This is a genomic window from Variovorax sp. LG9.2, from assembly GCF_035018885.1.
Classification (GTDB): domain Bacteria; phylum Pseudomonadota; class Gammaproteobacteria; order Burkholderiales; family Burkholderiaceae_C; genus Variovorax.
This window is the reverse complement of the sequence record NZ_JASJXB010000037.1, coordinates 1-17,160: the sequence shown is the minus strand read 5'-3', so window position 1 is coordinate 17,160 and position 17,160 is coordinate 1. Positions and strand designations below refer to the sequence as shown.

Annotated in this window: 15 protein-coding genes and 1 pseudogene; 7 read left to right on the top strand and 9 right to left on the bottom strand. The window is 65.4% G+C overall.

Features of this window, described 5'->3' with window-relative positions:
* Positions 1-55: 55 nt before the first annotated feature.
* On the bottom strand, positions 56-958 hold the full coding sequence (locus QN413_RS23930; protein WP_323499110.1) for a LysR family transcriptional regulator: 903 nt from the start codon (positions 956-958) through the stop codon (positions 56-58).
* A gap of 157 nt (positions 959-1,115) precedes the next feature.
* Here QN413_RS23930 and QN413_RS23925 point away from each other — a divergent pair, with 157 nt between their 5' ends.
* Together QN413_RS23925 and QN413_RS23920 are read left to right on the top strand one after the other, a co-directional pair.
* Positions 1,116-2,180 carry a phosphotransferase gene (locus QN413_RS23925; protein WP_323499109.1) on the top strand — a complete coding sequence of 355 codons (1,065 nt, stop codon included), beginning with the start codon at positions 1,116-1,118 and terminating at the stop codon, positions 2,178-2,180.
* Between the two features lie 5 nt (positions 2,181-2,185).
* Positions 2,186-2,911, top strand: coding sequence for a hypothetical protein (locus QN413_RS23920; protein WP_323499108.1), 726 nt, complete (start codon positions 2,186-2,188; stop codon positions 2,909-2,911).
* Here the strand turns inward: QN413_RS23920 and QN413_RS23915 are convergent.
* Positions 2,908-5,001, bottom strand: coding sequence for a 3-hydroxyacyl-CoA dehydrogenase NAD-binding domain-containing protein (locus QN413_RS23915; RefSeq protein ID WP_323499107.1), 2,094 nt, complete (start codon positions 4,999-5,001; stop codon positions 2,908-2,910). The two genes, QN413_RS23920 and QN413_RS23915, sit on opposite strands and share 4 nt — an antisense overlap.
* Positions 5,002-5,030: 29 nt before the next feature.
* Between QN413_RS23915 and QN413_RS23910 the strand changes: the two genes are divergently transcribed.
* Positions 5,031-5,621 carry a MaoC family dehydratase gene (locus QN413_RS23910; protein ID WP_323499105.1) on the top strand — a complete coding sequence of 197 codons (591 nt, stop codon included), beginning with the start codon at positions 5,031-5,033 and terminating at the stop codon, positions 5,619-5,621.
* Between the two features lie 38 nt (positions 5,622-5,659).
* Positions 5,660-6,913, top strand: a complete 1,254-nt coding sequence (locus tag QN413_RS23905) for an acyl-CoA dehydrogenase family protein (protein WP_323499104.1) — start codon at positions 5,660-5,662, stop codon at positions 6,911-6,913.
* 26 nt (positions 6,914-6,939) lie between these two features.
* Here QN413_RS23905 and QN413_RS23900 read toward each other — a convergent pair whose 3' ends face one another.
* The 6 genes from QN413_RS23900 to QN413_RS23875 all read right to left on the bottom strand — a co-directional run bounded on the left by QN413_RS23900 (position 6,940) and on the right by QN413_RS23875 (position 13,178).
* Positions 6,940-8,619 (bottom strand): AMP-binding protein, encoded by a 1,680-nt coding sequence (locus QN413_RS23900; protein ID WP_323499103.1) that lies wholly within the window; start codon positions 8,617-8,619, stop codon positions 6,940-6,942.
* A 181-nt stretch (positions 8,620-8,800) separates the two neighbouring features.
* Positions 8,801-9,508 (bottom strand): GntR family transcriptional regulator, encoded by a 708-nt coding sequence (locus QN413_RS23895; RefSeq protein ID WP_323499102.1) that lies wholly within the window; start codon positions 9,506-9,508, stop codon positions 8,801-8,803.
* Positions 9,509-9,578: 70 nt separating this feature from the next.
* The gene (locus tag QN413_RS23890; RefSeq protein WP_323499101.1) at positions 9,579-10,397 is read right to left on the bottom strand and encodes an enoyl-CoA hydratase; all 819 of its coding nucleotides are present in this window, start codon (positions 10,395-10,397) and stop codon (positions 9,579-9,581) included.
* A complete protein-coding gene (locus tag QN413_RS23885) occupies positions 10,397-11,164 on the bottom strand; it encodes an SDR family oxidoreductase (protein ID WP_323499100.1) in 768 nt (255 codons plus the stop codon). The genes QN413_RS23890 and QN413_RS23885 overlap by 1 nt, the downstream gene beginning before the upstream one ends.
* 11 nt (positions 11,165-11,175) lie before the next feature.
* Positions 11,176-11,967, bottom strand: a complete 792-nt coding sequence (locus tag QN413_RS23880) for an enoyl-CoA hydratase (protein ID WP_323499099.1) — start codon at positions 11,965-11,967, stop codon at positions 11,176-11,178.
* A gap of 26 nt (positions 11,968-11,993) precedes the next feature.
* A complete protein-coding gene (locus QN413_RS23875) occupies positions 11,994-13,178 on the bottom strand; it encodes a CoA transferase (protein WP_323499098.1) in 1,185 nt (394 codons plus the stop codon).
* Between the two features lie 81 nt (positions 13,179-13,259).
* On the opposite strand from QN413_RS23875, the gene QN413_RS23870 reads away from it, so the two are divergent.
* The 3 genes and pseudogenes from QN413_RS23870 to QN413_RS23860 all read left to right on the top strand — a co-directional run.
* The gene (locus QN413_RS23870; RefSeq protein WP_323499097.1) at positions 13,260-14,054 is read left to right on the top strand and encodes a VOC family protein; all 795 of its coding nucleotides are present in this window, start codon (positions 13,260-13,262) and stop codon (positions 14,052-14,054) included.
* A gap of 8 nt (positions 14,055-14,062) precedes the next feature.
* Positions 14,063-15,259 carry an acyl-CoA dehydrogenase family protein gene (locus QN413_RS23865; protein ID WP_323499096.1) on the top strand — a complete coding sequence of 399 codons (1,197 nt, stop codon included), beginning with the start codon at positions 14,063-14,065 and terminating at the stop codon, positions 15,257-15,259.
* Between the two features lie 462 nt (positions 15,260-15,721).
* Positions 15,722-16,579: pseudogene (locus QN413_RS23860) on the top strand (site-specific integrase); the annotation flags it as partial.
* Positions 16,580-16,662: 83 nt separating this feature from the next.
* Here QN413_RS23860 and QN413_RS23855 read toward each other — a convergent pair.
* Positions 16,663-17,160: IS6 family transposase (locus tag QN413_RS23855; RefSeq protein WP_323499095.1), on the bottom strand; the 498-nt coding region annotated here is incomplete at its 5' end.

The window sequence follows — 17,160 nt, the reverse complement described above, 5'->3', positions numbered from 1 at the left end:
GTCATTGGCACAAACCCGCATGCGCGACGGCCAAGACGCGGTGGGCGATTCGGGCTCAGTGTCCGCAGCAGCGCAACATGACCGAGCGCAGCCAGCGATTGGCCGGGTCGTTGTCCGTGCTGGCATGCCAATAGAGGTACGCGTCCAGCGACGACAGCGGAGCCGGCATCGCCAGCACCTGGTTGCCAAACTGCTTGTTGGCCATGTGCGCATAGCTCTCCGGCATCGTCAGCACCAGGTCGGTTTGCGACACCGTGCGGCAGGCCGCGAAGTAGAACTGGCAACGCAACGCGATCTGCCGCTGCACGCCAAGCCGCCTGAGCTCGATGTCCTCGAAGCCCGGCCCCTGCCGGCGCGATGTCACCAACACGTGGCGCTGCGCCAGGTAGGTCTCGAGGTCGACTTCACCGCGAATCGCCGGATGGTCCTTGCGCGCGACCACGGCCAGCCCGTCGACGCTGATGCGCTTGACCTTCACCGCATCCGAGAGCGGCAGCAACACGTCCAGCGCCAGGTCGAGCGTGCCGGCGGCGAGCTCACTCTCCAGGCTGCCGCGATTGGCACGCACACTGGAGACTTCGATTTCGGGCGATTCGGTGGCGAGCGCGCGCATCAGCGGTGGCATCACGGTCGATTCCATGAAGTCGCGCAGACCAATGACGAAGCGCTTCTTGGCAGTCGCCGGCTCGAAGCTCTGCGTGTCGTTGAGCAACGAGCCGATCGACTGCAGCGAACCGCGCAGCGGATCGATCAACCGCTTGGTGAGCGGCGTCGGCACCATCTTGTGGCCTTGGCGTTCAAACAGCGGATCGTTGAAGAGGTCGCGAAGGCGCGCCAGCGCATGGCTGATCGCCGGCTGGGTGAGATGTAGTTTCTCGGCGGCCTTGGTGATGCCACCTTCCGTATAGATCGTGTCGAGCACGACCAGCAGGTTCAGATCGACTCGCGAGATATGCATGTGCTGTATCCAGATCCATTCCAAGCATTCATTGGCACAGCGGGCGCCGCCCTTACGCTTGGTGCATCGAACGCGCGCCATCATGCGCGATAACTTCTGCACGCGCATCCACCGAGGAGACAACCGCCATGGCCGAATCCCACCCGACTGTTTCCGCATGAGCGAGCGGTTCAGCGGCACCATCGAAGTCCAGGAACGCCAGCGCTTCGACGAAGCGGCGCTCGGGCGCTGGTTCACACAGCAGGTCGATGAAAGCGCGGCGCGATCGTTCCGCATCTCGCAATTCAAGGGCGGGCAATCCAACCCGACCTTCCTGGCAGAGACGGCGCTGGGCCGCTACGTGGTGAGGCGCAAACCGACCGGCGTGCTGCTGCCTTCGGCGCATGCGGTGGAGCGGGAGTTCCGCGTCATGAGGGCGCTGCGCGATACCGATGTGCCGGTCCCCGAAGTGCACGCGCTGTGCGAAGACCCTTCAGTCATCGGAACGACCTTCTACGTGATGGCCTTCGTCGACGGCCGCGTGCTCTGGGACCCACACCTACCCGGCGCAAGCGCCGATGAGCGCGCCGCGATCTGCGACGAGATGAACCGCGTGCTCGCTGCACTCCATGCCGTCGACCCGGAGGCAGCGGGTCTCGGCGACTACGGGCGCCCCGGCAATTACATGGGTCGGCAGGTCGACCGCTGGAGCAAGCAGTACCGGGCCAGCGAGACCGAGCCGATCGACGCGATGGAGCGATTGATCGAGTGGCTGCCGGCGCACCTGCCGCCCCAGGCGACGACGACCATCGTGCACGGTGACTATCGGCTCGACAACCTCGTGTTCGCGCACGATGCGCCGCGCGTGGTCGCCGTGCTCGACTGGGAACTGTCGACGCTCGGCGACCCGATGGCCGACTTCGCGTACCACTGCATGGCGTGGCACCTCGCGCCGCCGTTTCGCGGCCTGGCCGATCTCGATGCCGGCGCGGTGGCCGAGCTGGGCCTGCCGACAGAAGAGGCGTATGTCGCAGCGTATGCGCGACGGCGCCGGTTGCCGCCGGTCGACCCGATGCACTGGCGCGCATACATGGCATTCAACCTCTTTCGCGCCGCAGCGATCGCGCAGGGAATCATGGGGCGTGCCCTCGCAGGCAACGCGTCCAACGCCCATGCGCTCGAAGCCGGCCAGCAGGCGCGCGAACTGGCCGAGCTCGGTTGCGCACAGGTCGCGAAGTACTGAATTGCATGTGGCCAGCTATCGACAGGTCTGCCTTCCAGGGGGTTCGACTGGCAGTTCCGGATCTCGCTGCGGCCGTCGGTTTCGCCCGTCAAGTCCTGGGGCTGGGGCGCGCGTCGTCCGAAGCGGCGGACACGCAGGACATCGCTCGCTTTCGCCTCGGCGCGCACTGGCTCGCGTTCGAGCGGCAATCCGCCGAGATCCTGCCCACGCTGTCGTCGAACCATCTGGCAACGCTGCACTGGCGATGCAGCGACCTGCGACGCCAGCGCACCTTGCTTACGCAGCTCGGATTCGATTCGCAGGACGGGTCGGAGCTGGACCCCGTGCCGCCGGTCCGCGTCGTCGCTGCCGAAACTGGCGCGTGCGCATTGCAATGGGATGCCGAAGCGGCGCCCATCGGCGGCGACCTGCCCTCTTCGTCCGGCATCACCGGCGTCGTCCTGCACACGCGTGCGCCCGAACGCGTGGCAGCGCACTGGGCACAGATCTTCCAGGTGTCCGTCGAGCGTCACGCAACCGGCGTTCCGCGTCTGGTGCTCGACCGCCTCAGCGTGCAGTTCGTTTTCGCCGATGAGCGCGCGGGCGGAATCGGCCGCATCACGCTCGCGCTGGACGATGCGGGCGCCGTGCGCGACCGCGCGATCGCCAGTGGCACAACTGTCGACGGTAACGCGATCGCGATCGCCGGGCTGACGATCAGCCTGGCGAACGCGCCGGCCAGCGCCCGTTAGTCGAAGCTCTTGCCTTCAGACACTAGCTTTTGAATCAGCGGTGCCGGCTGCCAGAAGCTCGCGTCGTCGAGCGGGTTCTTGGCAAAACGCTTCATCGATTCCGACACGTTGAACAGGCCGACCTGGCTGGCGTAGTGCATCGGGCCACCGCGGAAGATCGGGAAGCCATAGCCGGTGAGGTAGACCATGTCGATGTCACCGGACTTGCTGGCGATGCCGTCCTCGAGAATGTGCGCACCTTCGTTGACCAGCGCATACACCAGACGCTGCACGATCTCGTCGTCCGTGATCTTGCGAGGTGTGATGCCTTCGTCCTTGCGGTGTTGCTCGATCATGTCCAGCACGAGCTTGCTCGGAATGGCATCGCGCTTGCCGGCCTGGTAGTCGTACCACCCTGCCCCGGTCTTCTGGCCGAAGCGACCGAGCTCGCACAGCTTGTCTGCGGTGCGGCTGTACTTCATGTCAGCGCGCTCGGTGGCGCGGCGCTTTCGGATCGCCCAGCCGATGTCGTTGCCGGCCAGGTCGCCCATGCGGAACGGACCCATGGCAAAGCCGAACTTCTCGACCGCCTTGTCGACCTGTTGCGGCGTCGCGCCTTCGTCGACGAGGAAGCCGGCCTGGCGGCTGTACTGCTCGATCATGCGGTTGCCGATGAAGCCGTCGCAGACGCCGGACACCACTGCGGTCTTCTTGATCTTCTTGGCGACGCCCATCACCGTAGCGAGTACGTCTTTGGCGGTGTCCTTACCGCGAACGACCTCGAGGAGCTTCATCACGTTGGCCGGGCTGAAGAAATGCATGCCGACCACGTCCTGCGGGCGCTTGGTGAAGGCTGCGATCTTGTCGACGTCGAGCGTGGAAGTGTTCGACGCGAGAATGGCGCCCGGCTTGGCTACGCGATCGAGTTCCTTGAACACCGCCTCTTTCACGCCGAGTTCTTCGAACACGGCTTCGATGATGAGGTCGCAGTCTTTCAGGTCGTCGTAGCTCAAGGTGGTGCTGAGCAGCGCCATGCGCTGGTCATACTTGTCCTGCTTGAGCTTGCCCTTCTTGACCTGCGATTCGTAGTTCTTCTTGATGGTGGCGATGCCGCGGTCGAGTGCGTCCTGCTTCATTTCGAGGATCTTGACCGGCACGCCCGCGTTCAAGAAGTTCATCGAGATGCCGCCGCCCATGGTGCCGGCACCGATGACGCCGACCGCCTTGATCTCGCGCCTGGGGGTGTCGTCGGGGACGTCGGGGATCTTGCTGGCGGCACGTTCGGCGAAGAATGCATGGCGAAGCGCAGCGCTCTCTTTCGTCCACACCAGTTCGGTCACGGCTTGGCGTTCATAGGCGAGCGCAGCGTCGAAGCCCATGCGCGTCGACTGCGCCACGCAGTCCAGGCAGCGCAGCGGTGCCGGATAGTTTTTCGAACTCGCCGCCACCATGTTGCGTGCGAACTGCAAGTACGCCTCCGGGGCCGGATGCTCGACGCGAAGGTCGCGCACGCGTGGCAGTGGCCTGCGTTCGGCGATGCCACGCGCGAAGGCCACGGCCTCGGCGACCACGTCGCGCTCCACGAATCTGTCGAACAGCTTCTGCCTGGGCAGCGCCGCGAGCACTTCGCTCATCACGGTGTCGCCGGTGACGATCATGTTGAGCGCTATCTCCAGGCCCAGCAGCCGCGGCAGCCGCTGCGTGCCGCTCGCACCGGGCAGGATGCCGATGCGCACTTCGGGCAACGACACCATCGTTCCGCGCTGAACCACGCGGTAGTGGCACCCCATCGCGAGCTCGAGCCCGCCACCCATCACGATGCTGTGGATCGCGGCGACGACGGGCTTGTCGCAGCGTTCGATCAGGTCGATCACGTCGATCAGGTCCGGTGCCATGGTGGCTTCCGGCAGGTTGAATTCGCGGATGTCGGCGCCGCCGCAGAACGCTCGGCCGTGGCCGGTGAGCACGATCGCCCTGACCGCCGGATCGTCGCTGGCGCGGACGATCGATTCCGCGATGAAGCGCCGGTTGCCGATGCCCAGGCTGTTGACGGGCGGGGTGTCCATGGTGACGACGGCGATGCCGTCCTGTACGTCGTAGCGCGCGGTCAAGGGTGTCCTTTCAGTGTGAATGCCGGGTCATGTTCGGCCAGCCGCCGTGCGAGCGCATCAACAACCCGCATGCGGCCGATGAAAAGGCTTCATGCCCACGCGCGTCGGACGCCGACGAGGCGAGGCACCATTGCCGCATCGTCACTTTTCGCCTCATTGCCATGCCCATGCTGACCCGAGACAACCTGCAGCAATCCGTCGGCCAACCGATCGGCACGTCGTCGTGGATGGAGGTGCCGCAGTCGCGCATCGATGCCTTCGCCGAGTGCACCGAAGACCGCCAGTGGATCCACATCGACGTCGAGCGCGCCAAGCGCGAGAGTCCGTTCCATGCGCCCATCGCTCATGGCTTCCTCACCCTGTCCCTGCTGCCGATCAGTTCCTACGAACTGCTGGGCGGCCTCAAGGCCACCAAGTCGGTCAACTACGGCCTCGACAAGCTGCGCTTCATGTCGCCGGTGCCCGCGGGCTCGCGCGTGCGCAACCACATCAGGCTGCTCGCGGCCGACCAGCGCGACGACGGCTGGACGCTGGTGAAAACCGAAAACTCCGTCGAGATCGAGGGCCAGGAAAAGCCGGCGCTGGTCGCCGTCTCGCTCGGCCTCTTCTCCTGGGACTGAGTGTCCGCAACCCCTTCGACGAAAGCACGAAACCACCCATGGAATTCGAATTCACCCCCAAGGTCCACGACCTGCGCAAGCGCCTCCTCGCCTTCATGGACGAGCACATCTACCCGAACGAAGAGCAACACGAACGCGAGGCGAAGAAGTCGGCACGCGATGCCGAAGGCGGCGGCAGCTACACCACGTTGCCGATGATGCAGGGCCTCAAGGACAAGGCGCGCGCGGCGGGCCTCTGGAACATGTTCCTGCCGAAATCAACGCATGTGCCCGACGGCCTTTCCAACCTCGAATACGCACCGCTGTGCGAGATCATGGGACGCCGCCTGTGGAGCGCCGAGGTCTTCAACTGCAGCGCGCCCGACACCGGCAACATGGAGGTGTTCGAGCGCTATGGCACGCCGGAGCACCAGGAACGCTGGCTCAAGCCGCTGCTCGCAGGCGAGATCCGCTCGTCGTTCGCAATGACCGAACCGGCCGTGGCTTCTTCCGACGCGACCAACATCGAATGCAGCATCCGGCGCGACGGCGACGACTACGTCATCAATGGCCGCAAGTGGTACATCACCGGCGCGATGAACGAGCGCTGCAAGGTGTTCATCTTGATGGGCAAGACCGACCCGGACAACGCCGACCGCCATCGCCAGCAATCGATGATCGTCGTGCCGCGCGACACCCCCGGCGTGACCGTCGTGCGAGACATGGCGCTCATGGGCGTGTACGACCCGCCGTACGGCCACCCGGAAGTGCGCTTCGACAACGTGCGCGTACCGGCATCGAGCATCCTGCTGGGCGAAGGCCGCGGCTTCGAGATTGCGCAAGGCCGCCTCGGCCCCGGACGCATCCACCACTGCATGCGCATGATCGGCATGGCCGAGGCTGCGCTTGAGCTGATGTGCCAGCGCGTCGTGTCGCGCGTCGCTTTCCATAAGCCGCTGTCGGAACAAGGCGTCTGGCGCGAGCGCATCGCCAAGGCCCGTATGCTCATCGACCAGACCCGCTGGATGGTGCTGCACGCCGCCTGGCGCATGGACACGGTCGGCAACAAGGTCGCCGCGAAGGAGATCGCGATGATCAAGGTGCTGGCACCGAACAACTGTGTGCAGGTGATCGACGACGCGATGCAGGCCTTCGGTGCCATGGGCCTGAGCCAGGACACCCTGCTCGTCTCGTTCTACGCCTACGCCCGGCATCTGCGCGTGGCCGACGGCCCGGACGAGGTGCACCGCAACGCGATCGCCAAGCACGAGCTTGCGAACTACCGCGCACCGGTGGCAGCCAGCACGCGCTGAGCGCGTAGCGCGACTCGGTCGGCCGATCAGTAGGCCGACAGCGACGGCAGCGAAGCCACCGGGTCGTGCAGCATGCGGCGCAGGAGCTTGCCGCTTTCTGAAGCCGGCAGGCCGCTGCGGAAGATCACTGTGCGCGGCACCTTGTAGTGCGACATGTTCTTCACGCACCACTCGATGATCTTCTGGTCGGAGCGGTCCCTCACCTGACCGGCGCGGTCGAAGTGCAGTCGGGCCGCCGCCTCCGACTTCAACACCACGTAGGCCTGCAGCGATTCGCCCCGGTCAGGGTCGGGCAGACCGACCACGGCGGCCTGGCGCACGTCCGGGTGCGTCGCGAGGATGGCCTCGACCTCTTCCGGAAAGACGCTGTAGCTCCACACCTTGATCATTTCCTTGGTACGGCCGAGGAACGTGAGGTAGCCCTCGTCGTCCAGGACGCCGACGTCGCCGGTGCGCACCCAGCCATCGACGAAGAGGGCTTGCGTCGCCTCGGGCCGCAGCCAGTACCCCTTGTAGGCGACAGGGCTGCGCAGCAGGATCTCGCCGCGCACGCCCACGGGGGTGTCGATTCCGGTGGCCGGATCGACGATGCGGAGCTCGACCCCCGGCACCGGCTTGCCATTGGTGCCCCACTTGATCGCGTCGGCCGGCATGAGTGTGTCGCAGGTGTGCGTTTCGCTGAGACCGTAGCCGGCTTCATACACCAGGCAGCCGTTGGCGAAGCGGCTCCACTGACCGGCCAGCTTCTCGGTCAGGCGGACGCCGAAGCTGGTGCCGACCGTCGTCTTGAGAGTTGAAAGATCGTAGGTGGCCGCACCATCGGCAGCCATGGCCGAGGGCAGCGAGGGCGCCATCGAATACCACCAGGTCACCTTGCAGCTCTCGATGGCCTGCAGAACCGCTGTGGCATCGAAACGCTGCAGCAGCACTACGGTGGCGCCGCAGTAGATCGGCAGCGCGAGCCCGGTCATCATCCCCGAGATATGGAACAAGGCGACGTCGGCCAGCATGACGTCGTCGGCTCCGAGGCGAAAGCCATCCGCACTGATCGCGGTCTTGTAGAGCGCGCAGTTGTAGCTGATCATCGCGCCCTTGGGAAGGCCCGTACTGCCCGAGGTATAGGCCATCAGGGCCACGTCGTCCATGGCGATGGTTTCAAGGGGCTGGAAGTCGCCGGCTTGCGCCAGCGCCTCGGTGAAGTCGATGACGCCCGCCGGCAATGGCGGCGCCGACTCGTGCGGCAGCCGCATCGAACTCGGCACGTCGATCGCCAGCACCCCGGGCAGCATGTCGCCGTAGCGCACCGCGTACACATGGTCGATGGTGGCCCTCGCCCGTGATGCGAGCACCACCTTGAGCAGCTCTTCGCCTGCGACGATCGCCCGCGCGTCGAGATCGGCCAGCTGATGCTCGAGCTCGTAGGTCTGCGCATGCGGATTGCACGGGCTGACGATCGCGCCGAGCTTCTGTGCGCCGAAATGGGCGATGAGGTAGTGCGGACAGTTCTCGAGAAACAGTACCACCACGTCGCCCTGCCCGATGCCGCGCTCGCGCAGGTTTTGCGCGAAGCGGTCGCTCAGGTCGTCGAGCTCGGCGTAGCTGATGCGCCGGCCGTACCAGACCACAGCCGTCTTGTCGGGCGTCTCGCGCGCGTGATGGCGCAGGTAGTCGTGCAGCGGCCTGTGGCCGTGGCGGTAATCGATCATCCTGGCTTGTCTCCGTATCGGTCGTGCCGGTGCGGGTTTGCCTTGGCAGTCGGCATCCCGCTTGTGTCCACGATGATGACGGCAAGCCCCGCCGACGGCAACCGGGGCGGATGAATATTGGGCATGCAGGTATATCGCCCTGCTGCATGGGGCGCGTGCCGCGCCGTGCTGGGAACGGGCGCTAGGCCGCGACCCGCGCCGTCTTGCGCGCCGGGGTCGCCGCGGCTGCGCCGCGTCCGCGCAGGTAGGCCAGAATCGGCGCGCTGGTGCGTTCGATCTCTTCTTCCACGCCACGACGCGCCACCTCGCCGTCATGCTTGCGCAGGCCGCGCAGCACGAGGTGATGAGGATGCTGCTTTCTCGGCTGGGCCAGCGCATGCGTCTGCAGCGCCCTCATGAGCGGGCCGCATTGCAGCCAGAGGCCTTCGACCATGCGCTGCAACACGGGCATTCGCGCCAACGCGTAGACCGCCATGTGAAAGCGCTCTGCCTCCAGCAACTCGCCGGCGGTGTCTCGCGCGTCGTGCCGAGCGGCCATGCGCTCATGAATCGCTTCGAGCCGGCGGATGTCGGCCGGCTCGGCATGCTTGGCGGCCAGCGCGGCGGCGCGGCCTTCGAGCATCAGACGCAGCGCACGGACTTCGGCGAACCGCTCCTCGCTCATGAGCGGCACACGCACTGAGTGATGGCCCACCTGCTCCAGCGCCTGCTCCGAGATCAACCGCGCCAGCGCTTCGCGCACCGGCGTCGGGCTGATGCCCATCTCGGCCGCGAGGTCGCGCAGCTTGAGCTTTTCACCCGGCGCGAAACGCCCGGCTTTGAGGTCGCGGCACAGGCGGTTGTAGGCCTGGCCGTTCAGGCTTTCGCGGGTGAGAGGAGTGTCGTCCATGGCATGGATGGACTGCGTGGCACAGCCCGGATTTGCTATTGTCTATATCGTATGGCCTTGTGAGGGTTTCTCAACGGCCAGTGAACGCCGGTGTGCGCTTTTCGAGAAAATGCGCCACGCCTTCGCGAAAATCGTCGCTCGTGAACGACGCCTGCATTTCTTCGTCGGCGCGCGTCCATGCCTCGTCGAGGTTCTGGAACAGGCTATCGTAGACCTGCCGCTTGATGACGCCGATCGAGCGCGGCGATGCGTGGAAGGTCAGCTCGCGCGCCGTCTGCTCCACGGCTGCCAGGAAGCCATCGGCCGGCAGCGCCTTGACGAGGCCGAGCGCCGCCGCCTCGTCCGTCACAAGCGTCCGCGCCGACATCAGGAGGTCGAGCGCATTCGTGAGCCCCACCAGGCGCGGCAGCATCCAGGAGGCGCCGTGTTCGGCGATGAGGCCGCGCTTGGCGAAGGCCGTGGTGAGCTTCTGTCCCTCGGCCATGTAGCGGAAATCGCAAAACAGGGCCATGCACAGGCCGATGCCGGCGATCGGCCCGTTGATGGCCGCGAACACGGGCTTGCGCACGCGCAGCAGATAGCTGAAGCGCCACGCATAGTTGCGCTCGATGCCCGCCGCCGTCGGCTTCAGCACGCTCGCATCGGCCGTGCCTTCGCCGCCCGAGGCCGCGCCGGCTTCGAGGATGTCCATGTCCGCACCCGCGCAGAAGCCGCGCCCGGCGCCCGTCACGACGATGGCGCGCACCGCGTCGTCGCCCTCGGCAGCCTCCACGGCCTGGCGAAATTCCGTTTCCATGCGCGCGGTCCACGCATTGAGCCGGTCCGGGCGGTTCAGCGTGATCGTGCAGACACGCTCGTTCGTTGCGACGGTGATGTCGTGGTAGCTCATCATTCGCCTCCGATGGTGGCGCCGCCGTCGATCACGATCGTCGTGCCCGTGATGAAGCGGCCGGCATCCGAGCCGAGCAGCAGCGCCGCGCCCGCAATGTCTTCCGGCTCGCCGATCATGTTCAGCGGACTCGACCTGAGTGCGCCTGCCAGCGTGTCGGGGTTGTCCCAGAGCGCCTTCGCAAAGTCCGTCTTGATGAGGCCGGGCGCGATGCAGTTGGCGCGAATACCCTGCTTGCCCCATTCCAGCGCGAGGCTGCGCGCCAGCGACATGTCGGCCGCCTTGGAGATGCCATAGGCGCCAAGCGTGCGCGAACCGGTCGTGCCGGCGATCGAGCTGATGATGACGATCGAGCCCTTGCCCTTTTCCACCATGCCCGGCGCCACGCGGTTCACCAGCCAGAGGTTGGAGCGGATGTTGACGTCCATCACTTTGCTGAAGGCTTCGTCGGTGATGCCCGAGAGCGGGCCGTAGTACGGGTTGACCGCCGCGTTGCATACCAGCACGTCGACCGGGCCGTAGGCCTTCTCGGTCTGGTCGACCAGCGACGCGATCTCTTCCTTGCGCGATATGTTGCAGGCGACCGCCATCGCTTCGAGCCCCTCGCTGCGCAGCTGCTCGACGACGGCCGCGCAGGCGTCGGCTTTGCGGCTGGTGATGACAACGTTTGCGCCGGCCCGTGCGTAGGCGACGGCGATCGCGCGGCCGATGCCACGCGACGAGCCGGTGACGATGGCGGTTCTACCTTTGAGGGAGAGGCTGTCCATTGGTGATTCCTTCAGCGATTGACGAACTTCGGTGCGCGCTTCTCGACGAAGGCGTGCGCCGCTTCCAGGTGGTCTTCGGTCATGCCGCAACGGATGTGGCGGATGGCTTCGTGGTCGAGTGCCTCGGCCAGCGTGGCGCCCTGCTCGGCCACGTTGAGGTTGGCCTTGATGTGGCCGAGCGTGATCGAGGGACCCGCCGCGAGTTGCACCGCCAGCGCGAGGCCTTCGGCGTCGAGCTCCGCATCCGGCACCACGCGCGTGACCAGTCCCATCGCCAGCGCCTCTTCGGCCTTGACGACGGGCGACAGCAACGCGAACGCGCGCGCCCGCGGCCCGAGCAGCTGGGTCAGGAACCATGTGCTGCCGAAATCGCCCGAGAGGCCGACCTTGACGAAGGCCGATGTGAGCTTGACGGTGTCGCTCGCGATGAGCAGGTCGCACGCCAGCGCGAGCGACAAGCCTGCGCCGGCCACCGCACCGCGCGCGACCGCGATGGTCGGCTTGGGCATCTCGCGCAGCAGTCGCGAACATTCCATGTGCTCGCGCAACTGCAGCGTGCGCGACTCGAGCGTGCGGTTCGCATCCTCGTCGTCGGCCATCGCCTTGACGTCACCGCCCGCGCAGAAGCCGCGTCCCGCACCGGACAGCAGCACGGCGCGCACCTTCGTGTCGACGGCTGCGCGGCGCAGTGCGTCGAGCAGCGCGTCCGTCATCGGGACCGTGAGCGCGTTCAGGCGCTCGGGCCGGTTCAGCGTCAGCGTCAGCACGCCGGACTCGAGATGTTCGATCAGTTCAGTTGTCAATGGTGTCTCCTGGGTGTTTGTTGCGATCAGATCGCGCCACAGGCCTTGAGCGTCTCGACCTGGCCGGCGGCGTAGCCGAGCCAGCCGGTCAGCACGTCGGCGTTGTGCTCGCCTACTCGCGGCAGCGGCTTGCGGATGGTGAGCGGCGTGTCGGAAAGATGGATCGTCACGCCTTGCATCGGCACAGACGTGCCGGCGAACGATATGTCGACGATGCCGTTGCGGTGGTGAAGTTGCTTGTTCCCGACCACTTCGTCGATGCGGGCGATCTTGGCGCACGGCACGCCCTCGGCCTCGAGCTTCGCGACCAGGTCGTCCGCCTCATTGGCGGCCATCCAGTCGGCCACGATGCCTTCGACCGCATCGCGGTGCTCGAGCCGGCTCGCCATCGTGGCGAAGCGCGGGTCGTCGATCAGCGTCGGGCGTTGCATGGCGCGCAGCACGCGCGGGAACATGTTGTCGTCGCCGCCCACGATGAGTACGTGGCGGCCGTCGCCGGTCGCGAAGGTATTGGATGGCGCAACGAAGCGATCGCGGCTGCCGACGCGCGTCATGGTCGTGCCGAACATCATTTGCTGCGGAATGGCAGTCATCAGCATCGAGGCGGCGCTCTCGAGCAGCGACACGTCGACCATCTGGCCCTTGCCGCTCGCGTGCCGCGCATGCAGCGCCGCGAGGATGCCCAGCGCCGCATACATGCCGGTCGTGTAGTCGCACATGAACGAGCCGATCATGGTCGGCGGGCCATCGATCTGGCCGGTGAGGTCCATGAGCCCGCTCATCGCTTGCGCGACACCGTCGAAGCACTGCTTTTCGGCGAGTGGCCCGTCCTGCCCGAAGCCCGAGATCCGCGCCATGACCAAGCGCGGATTGAGCTCGTGGATGGCGTCCCAGCCGAGGCCCATCTTTTCCATGGTGCCGGGGCGGAAGTTCTCCACCAGCACGTCGGCCTTCGTAATGAGTTCCTTCAACACAGCCAGACCGCTCTGGTTGCGCAGGTCGATCGCCAGGCTCTTCTTGTTGCGATTGACGATGAAGGTGTAGAGACTCTGCCCGTCGACGGCCGGCATCGCGCGACGGGCGTATTCGCCCTCGCCCGGCGGCTCGATCTTGACCACCTCGGCGCCCATGTCGCCGAGCATCATGGCGCAGTACGGTCCTGCGATGAAACGCGAAAGGTCCAGGACGCGCAGTCCCTCGAGCGATGTCATTGTTCCGGCCTTTGCCTCTTTGTTGGTGTCGTTTGTTATATCATATTCCAAATAGAGACTCTGAAAAACGAAGGAGACAAGGTGACCGAAACCTCACGCTATCTGCGACTGCGACAGATCTGTCTGGTGGCCCGTGAACTGGAACCGGTGGTCGATGACCTGTGCGCCGTGTTTGGCGTCAAGGTGTGCCACCGCGATCCCGAGGTGGGCCAGTTCGGCCTGCATAACGCCCTGATGCCCTTTGGCACCAGCTTCATCGAAGTGGTCGCGCCGACCCGGGACGGCACCACCGCCGGCCGCTACTTGGAGCGGCGGCAAGGCGACGGCGGCTACATGGTCATCCTCGACAGCGAGGAGCTGCCGCGCTGGCGCACGCACGTCGCGGAGATCGGGGTGCGCATCGCTGCGCCGCTCACGCTCGGCGACTACGAAGGCATGCAGCTGCATCCGCGCGACACCGGCGGCGCGTTGCTGGAGATCAACACCACGCTCGGTGGAGCCGACCTTGAGCAAGGCACGTATTGGCCAGCCGGACCGCACTGGCGCGACCACGTGTCGACCGAGCGCGCCGAAGGCATCGCCGGCGCCGTGCTTCAGAGCGCCGACCCTGCGGCCCTCGCGAGGCAATGGGGCCGCATCCTGCAGCGTCCGGTCGCACAGGCGGCCGACTGGGAGCTCGACGTCGACAACGCAACGCTGCGCTTCGTCAAGGCCACCGACGGGCGCGGCGAAGGCCTGACCGCCGTGAAGTTGCAGGTGCGCGACGCCGATGCCATTCGCCGTGCCGCGCAAGCGCGCGCCCTCCCTTCCGACGTCGACAGCGTGACCGTGTGCGGCGTGCGCTTCGAACTCGCATCCCGCACCCAACCGAACTGACACACACCATGGAACTGGATTTTTCCCCCGAGGAGCGCGCGTTTGCCGACGAGGTGCGCAGCTTCATTCAAGAGAACCTTCCGCGCGACATCTTCGAACGCGTGGAACACGACCTCCACATGCAGCGCAACGACTCGATGCGCTGGCAGCAGATCCTGGCGCAGAGGGGCTGGCACGCCTACACCTGGCCCGTATCGCAAGGCGGCCCGGGCTGGAGCGCCACGCAGCGCTTTATCTTCGAGGTGGTGAGCGGCGAGATGAACTGCCCGACCATCCAGCCCTTCGGTCCGCGCATGGTCGGCCCGGTGATCTACAACTTCGGCACCGAGGCGCAGAAAGCGCAGCACCTGCCCGGCATCCGCGACTCGACCGTATGGTGGTGCCAAGGCTACTCGGAGCCGCAGTCGGGTTCCGATCTCGCCTCGCTCGCCACGCGTGCGGAGGACCATGGCGACCACTACGTCGTGACCGGCCAGAAGATCTGGACCTCGTATGCGCACTTCGCCGACTGGATGTTCTGCCTCGTGCGCACCGGCCGCGAAGCTCGCCCGCAAAGCGGTATTTCCTTTCTGCTCATCGACATGAAGTCGCCCGGCATCGTGGTGCAGCCAATCCCGATGCTGGAAGGAACGCATTCCTTCAACGCGGTGTTTCTGACCGACGTGCAGGTGCCCAAGTCGGACCTCGTCGGCGAAGAAGGCCGCGGCTGGAACTACGCCAAGTTCCTGCTCGAACACGAGCGGGTCGAGAACTCGAACATCGGCTTCTCGACCTTCGCGATGCGCAGGCTGCACCGCATCGCGTCCGACGTGATGTGCCGCGGCAAGCCGCTTATCGAAGACCCACTGTTCAGCGCGAAGGTGTCGACAGTCAAGGCGCAACTCAAGGCGCTCGAGATGAACACGCTGCGAGCGCTGTCGAGCATGGGCAGCGGCAGCTCGCCGGGCGCGGGCATCGCGTCGTCGCTCAAGATACGGGGAACCGAAATCGGACAACGCATCACAGAACTGCTTTTCGAGGCGGCGGGGCCCGAGGGTCAGCAGCTCGACCCAGCGCTCATGCAGGGGGACGGTGACCTTACAGGTATCAACGCCAGCGTGCGCGGCGCGCCGGCCAATTACTTTTGGCGCCGGGCGATGTCGATCTACGGCGGCAGCAACGAGATCCAGCGAAACATCATCGCCAAACATGTGCTTGGCCTTTGAGCAATAACTTGGATCCGGCGCAGACGATCTGAACATCGATTCTTGTCGAGTTGCCCTTCAACTGCGCCTCCCGTTTTTGTTAGGGTGTACCCAGCGGTAAGAAGCAAATCTAACAAATTCGCTCAAACGAACGGACTACCAGGTCACATCGTGATGTGGCAGTTGTGCGACCGATTGCGTCGGTCCCTACTAAGGCATCGCACTCGCCGATGTTGCCCTTTAGGCTAAACGGATAGCTGCTGAATGCGCCGTTTGGCTGCAAGTACCGCCGTAGCTGCTCTTTGCCGCTTGGCTATGCGCAATTAACGGACTGGACGCGCCTTCCGCCTAGGGCGGGTGCGGCCGTAATCTCGCCGCTGCCTTGCTGCATGCGGGCTTGCCACGGACAAGGCGAACGACCCGAACGCGAAGTCACACATTTACCCTCGCGTTTGAAACGGAATTGAGTAACTTTTCTCTGCGATCGTGGACCATGCGTCCCGGACCAGTGAGGACGGCAACACGCTGGTTAATGAGCTGCCGGCGGACGTCGATGCGGCGCTGGTGGCGGCGCGCTACAAGGCGCGCCTGGGTGTACCGGCCCTTAATACGCTCACCCACCGGCTTGCGGTGTTGTCCAAAGCGCACCAGCTGGCCAAGGTGGCCAATCCCTGCGCAGATGCGGTGGTGCGGGAGCTGGTGGCTCGGACCCGTCGGGCGTACGCACAGCGTGGGGTGAGCACTCTGAAGCAACGAGCCCTAACCAAGGATCCGCTGCAGCTGGTGCTGGCGACCTGCGACGACACCCTGCGAGGCAAGAGCGATCGCGCCCTCCTCCTGTTCGCATGGTCCTCGGGTGGACGGCGGCGCTCGGAGGTGGCGGGCGCCGTGGTCGAGAACCTGGTGCGCGTGGATGCGGGGTCGTACCTGTACACGCTGGGGCATTCGAAGACCAACCAGACGGGGGAGCTTCGGCCGGAGGATGTGAAGCCGCTCGTCGGGAGTGCGGCGACGGCGATGCACGATTGGCTGAAGGCCAGCGGGATCAAGGAGGGGAAGATTTTTAGAAGCATCCGCAAAGGCGGCCATCTGGGAGAGCCGCTGGCGCCGGCGGCGGTGCGGGACATCGTGAAGGTGCGGTGTCTGCTGGCGGGGGTCGAGGGGGATTTCAGCGCACATTCGCTGAGAGCCGGGTTTGTGACGGAGGCCGGGCGTCAGAACATGTCATTGCCGGAGACCATGGCTATGACGGGGCACCAGAGCGTGACTGTTGTGATGGGGTATTTCAGGGCGGAGAGTGCGCTGGGGAGCAAGGTCGGGCGGATGATGGATGAGACATGAAGGTGGCATGACCCATCAGGGAAAATGCAGGTTCTGTCGCAATAACAGCGCCGGCACGAGCAAATGTGCGGCGCGCGTCTCGCTCAGAAAGCCAGCGAGTAGAACTTCGCTGCTGCGGACGAGGCTTGGCCATGAGGGCCGTCGAGCTGCCCCTTCTTGATCATGTGCATGGTCTCGATACCGGCGATGAGTGCTCGTGCGCAGCGAAAAGACTTGAAGCCGAGCATCGGCCGCACGATGCGTTTGACGGCCCGATGGTCTTGTTCGACGATGTTGTTGAGATACTTCGACTGGCGCATCTCGATGTCCGCACCGGAGTCGGCTCGAATGCTTTGGATGGCAGCCGTGTTGGCGCCGCTCTTGTCAATCGTGATCTTCTCGGGCACACCGTGCAGACCGACGGCTTGCTCAAAGAAGCTTCGTGCGGCTGCGTGGTTTCTGTTGGCACGAAGCAGGAAGTCGATGGTATTGCCATCGCGATCGACAGCTCGGTACAGATACTTCCATTGGCCGGCGACCTTGATGTAAGTCTCATCTATCCGCCAGCTCGTGCCAACAGGGCGTTTGTGCGGTCGGAACAC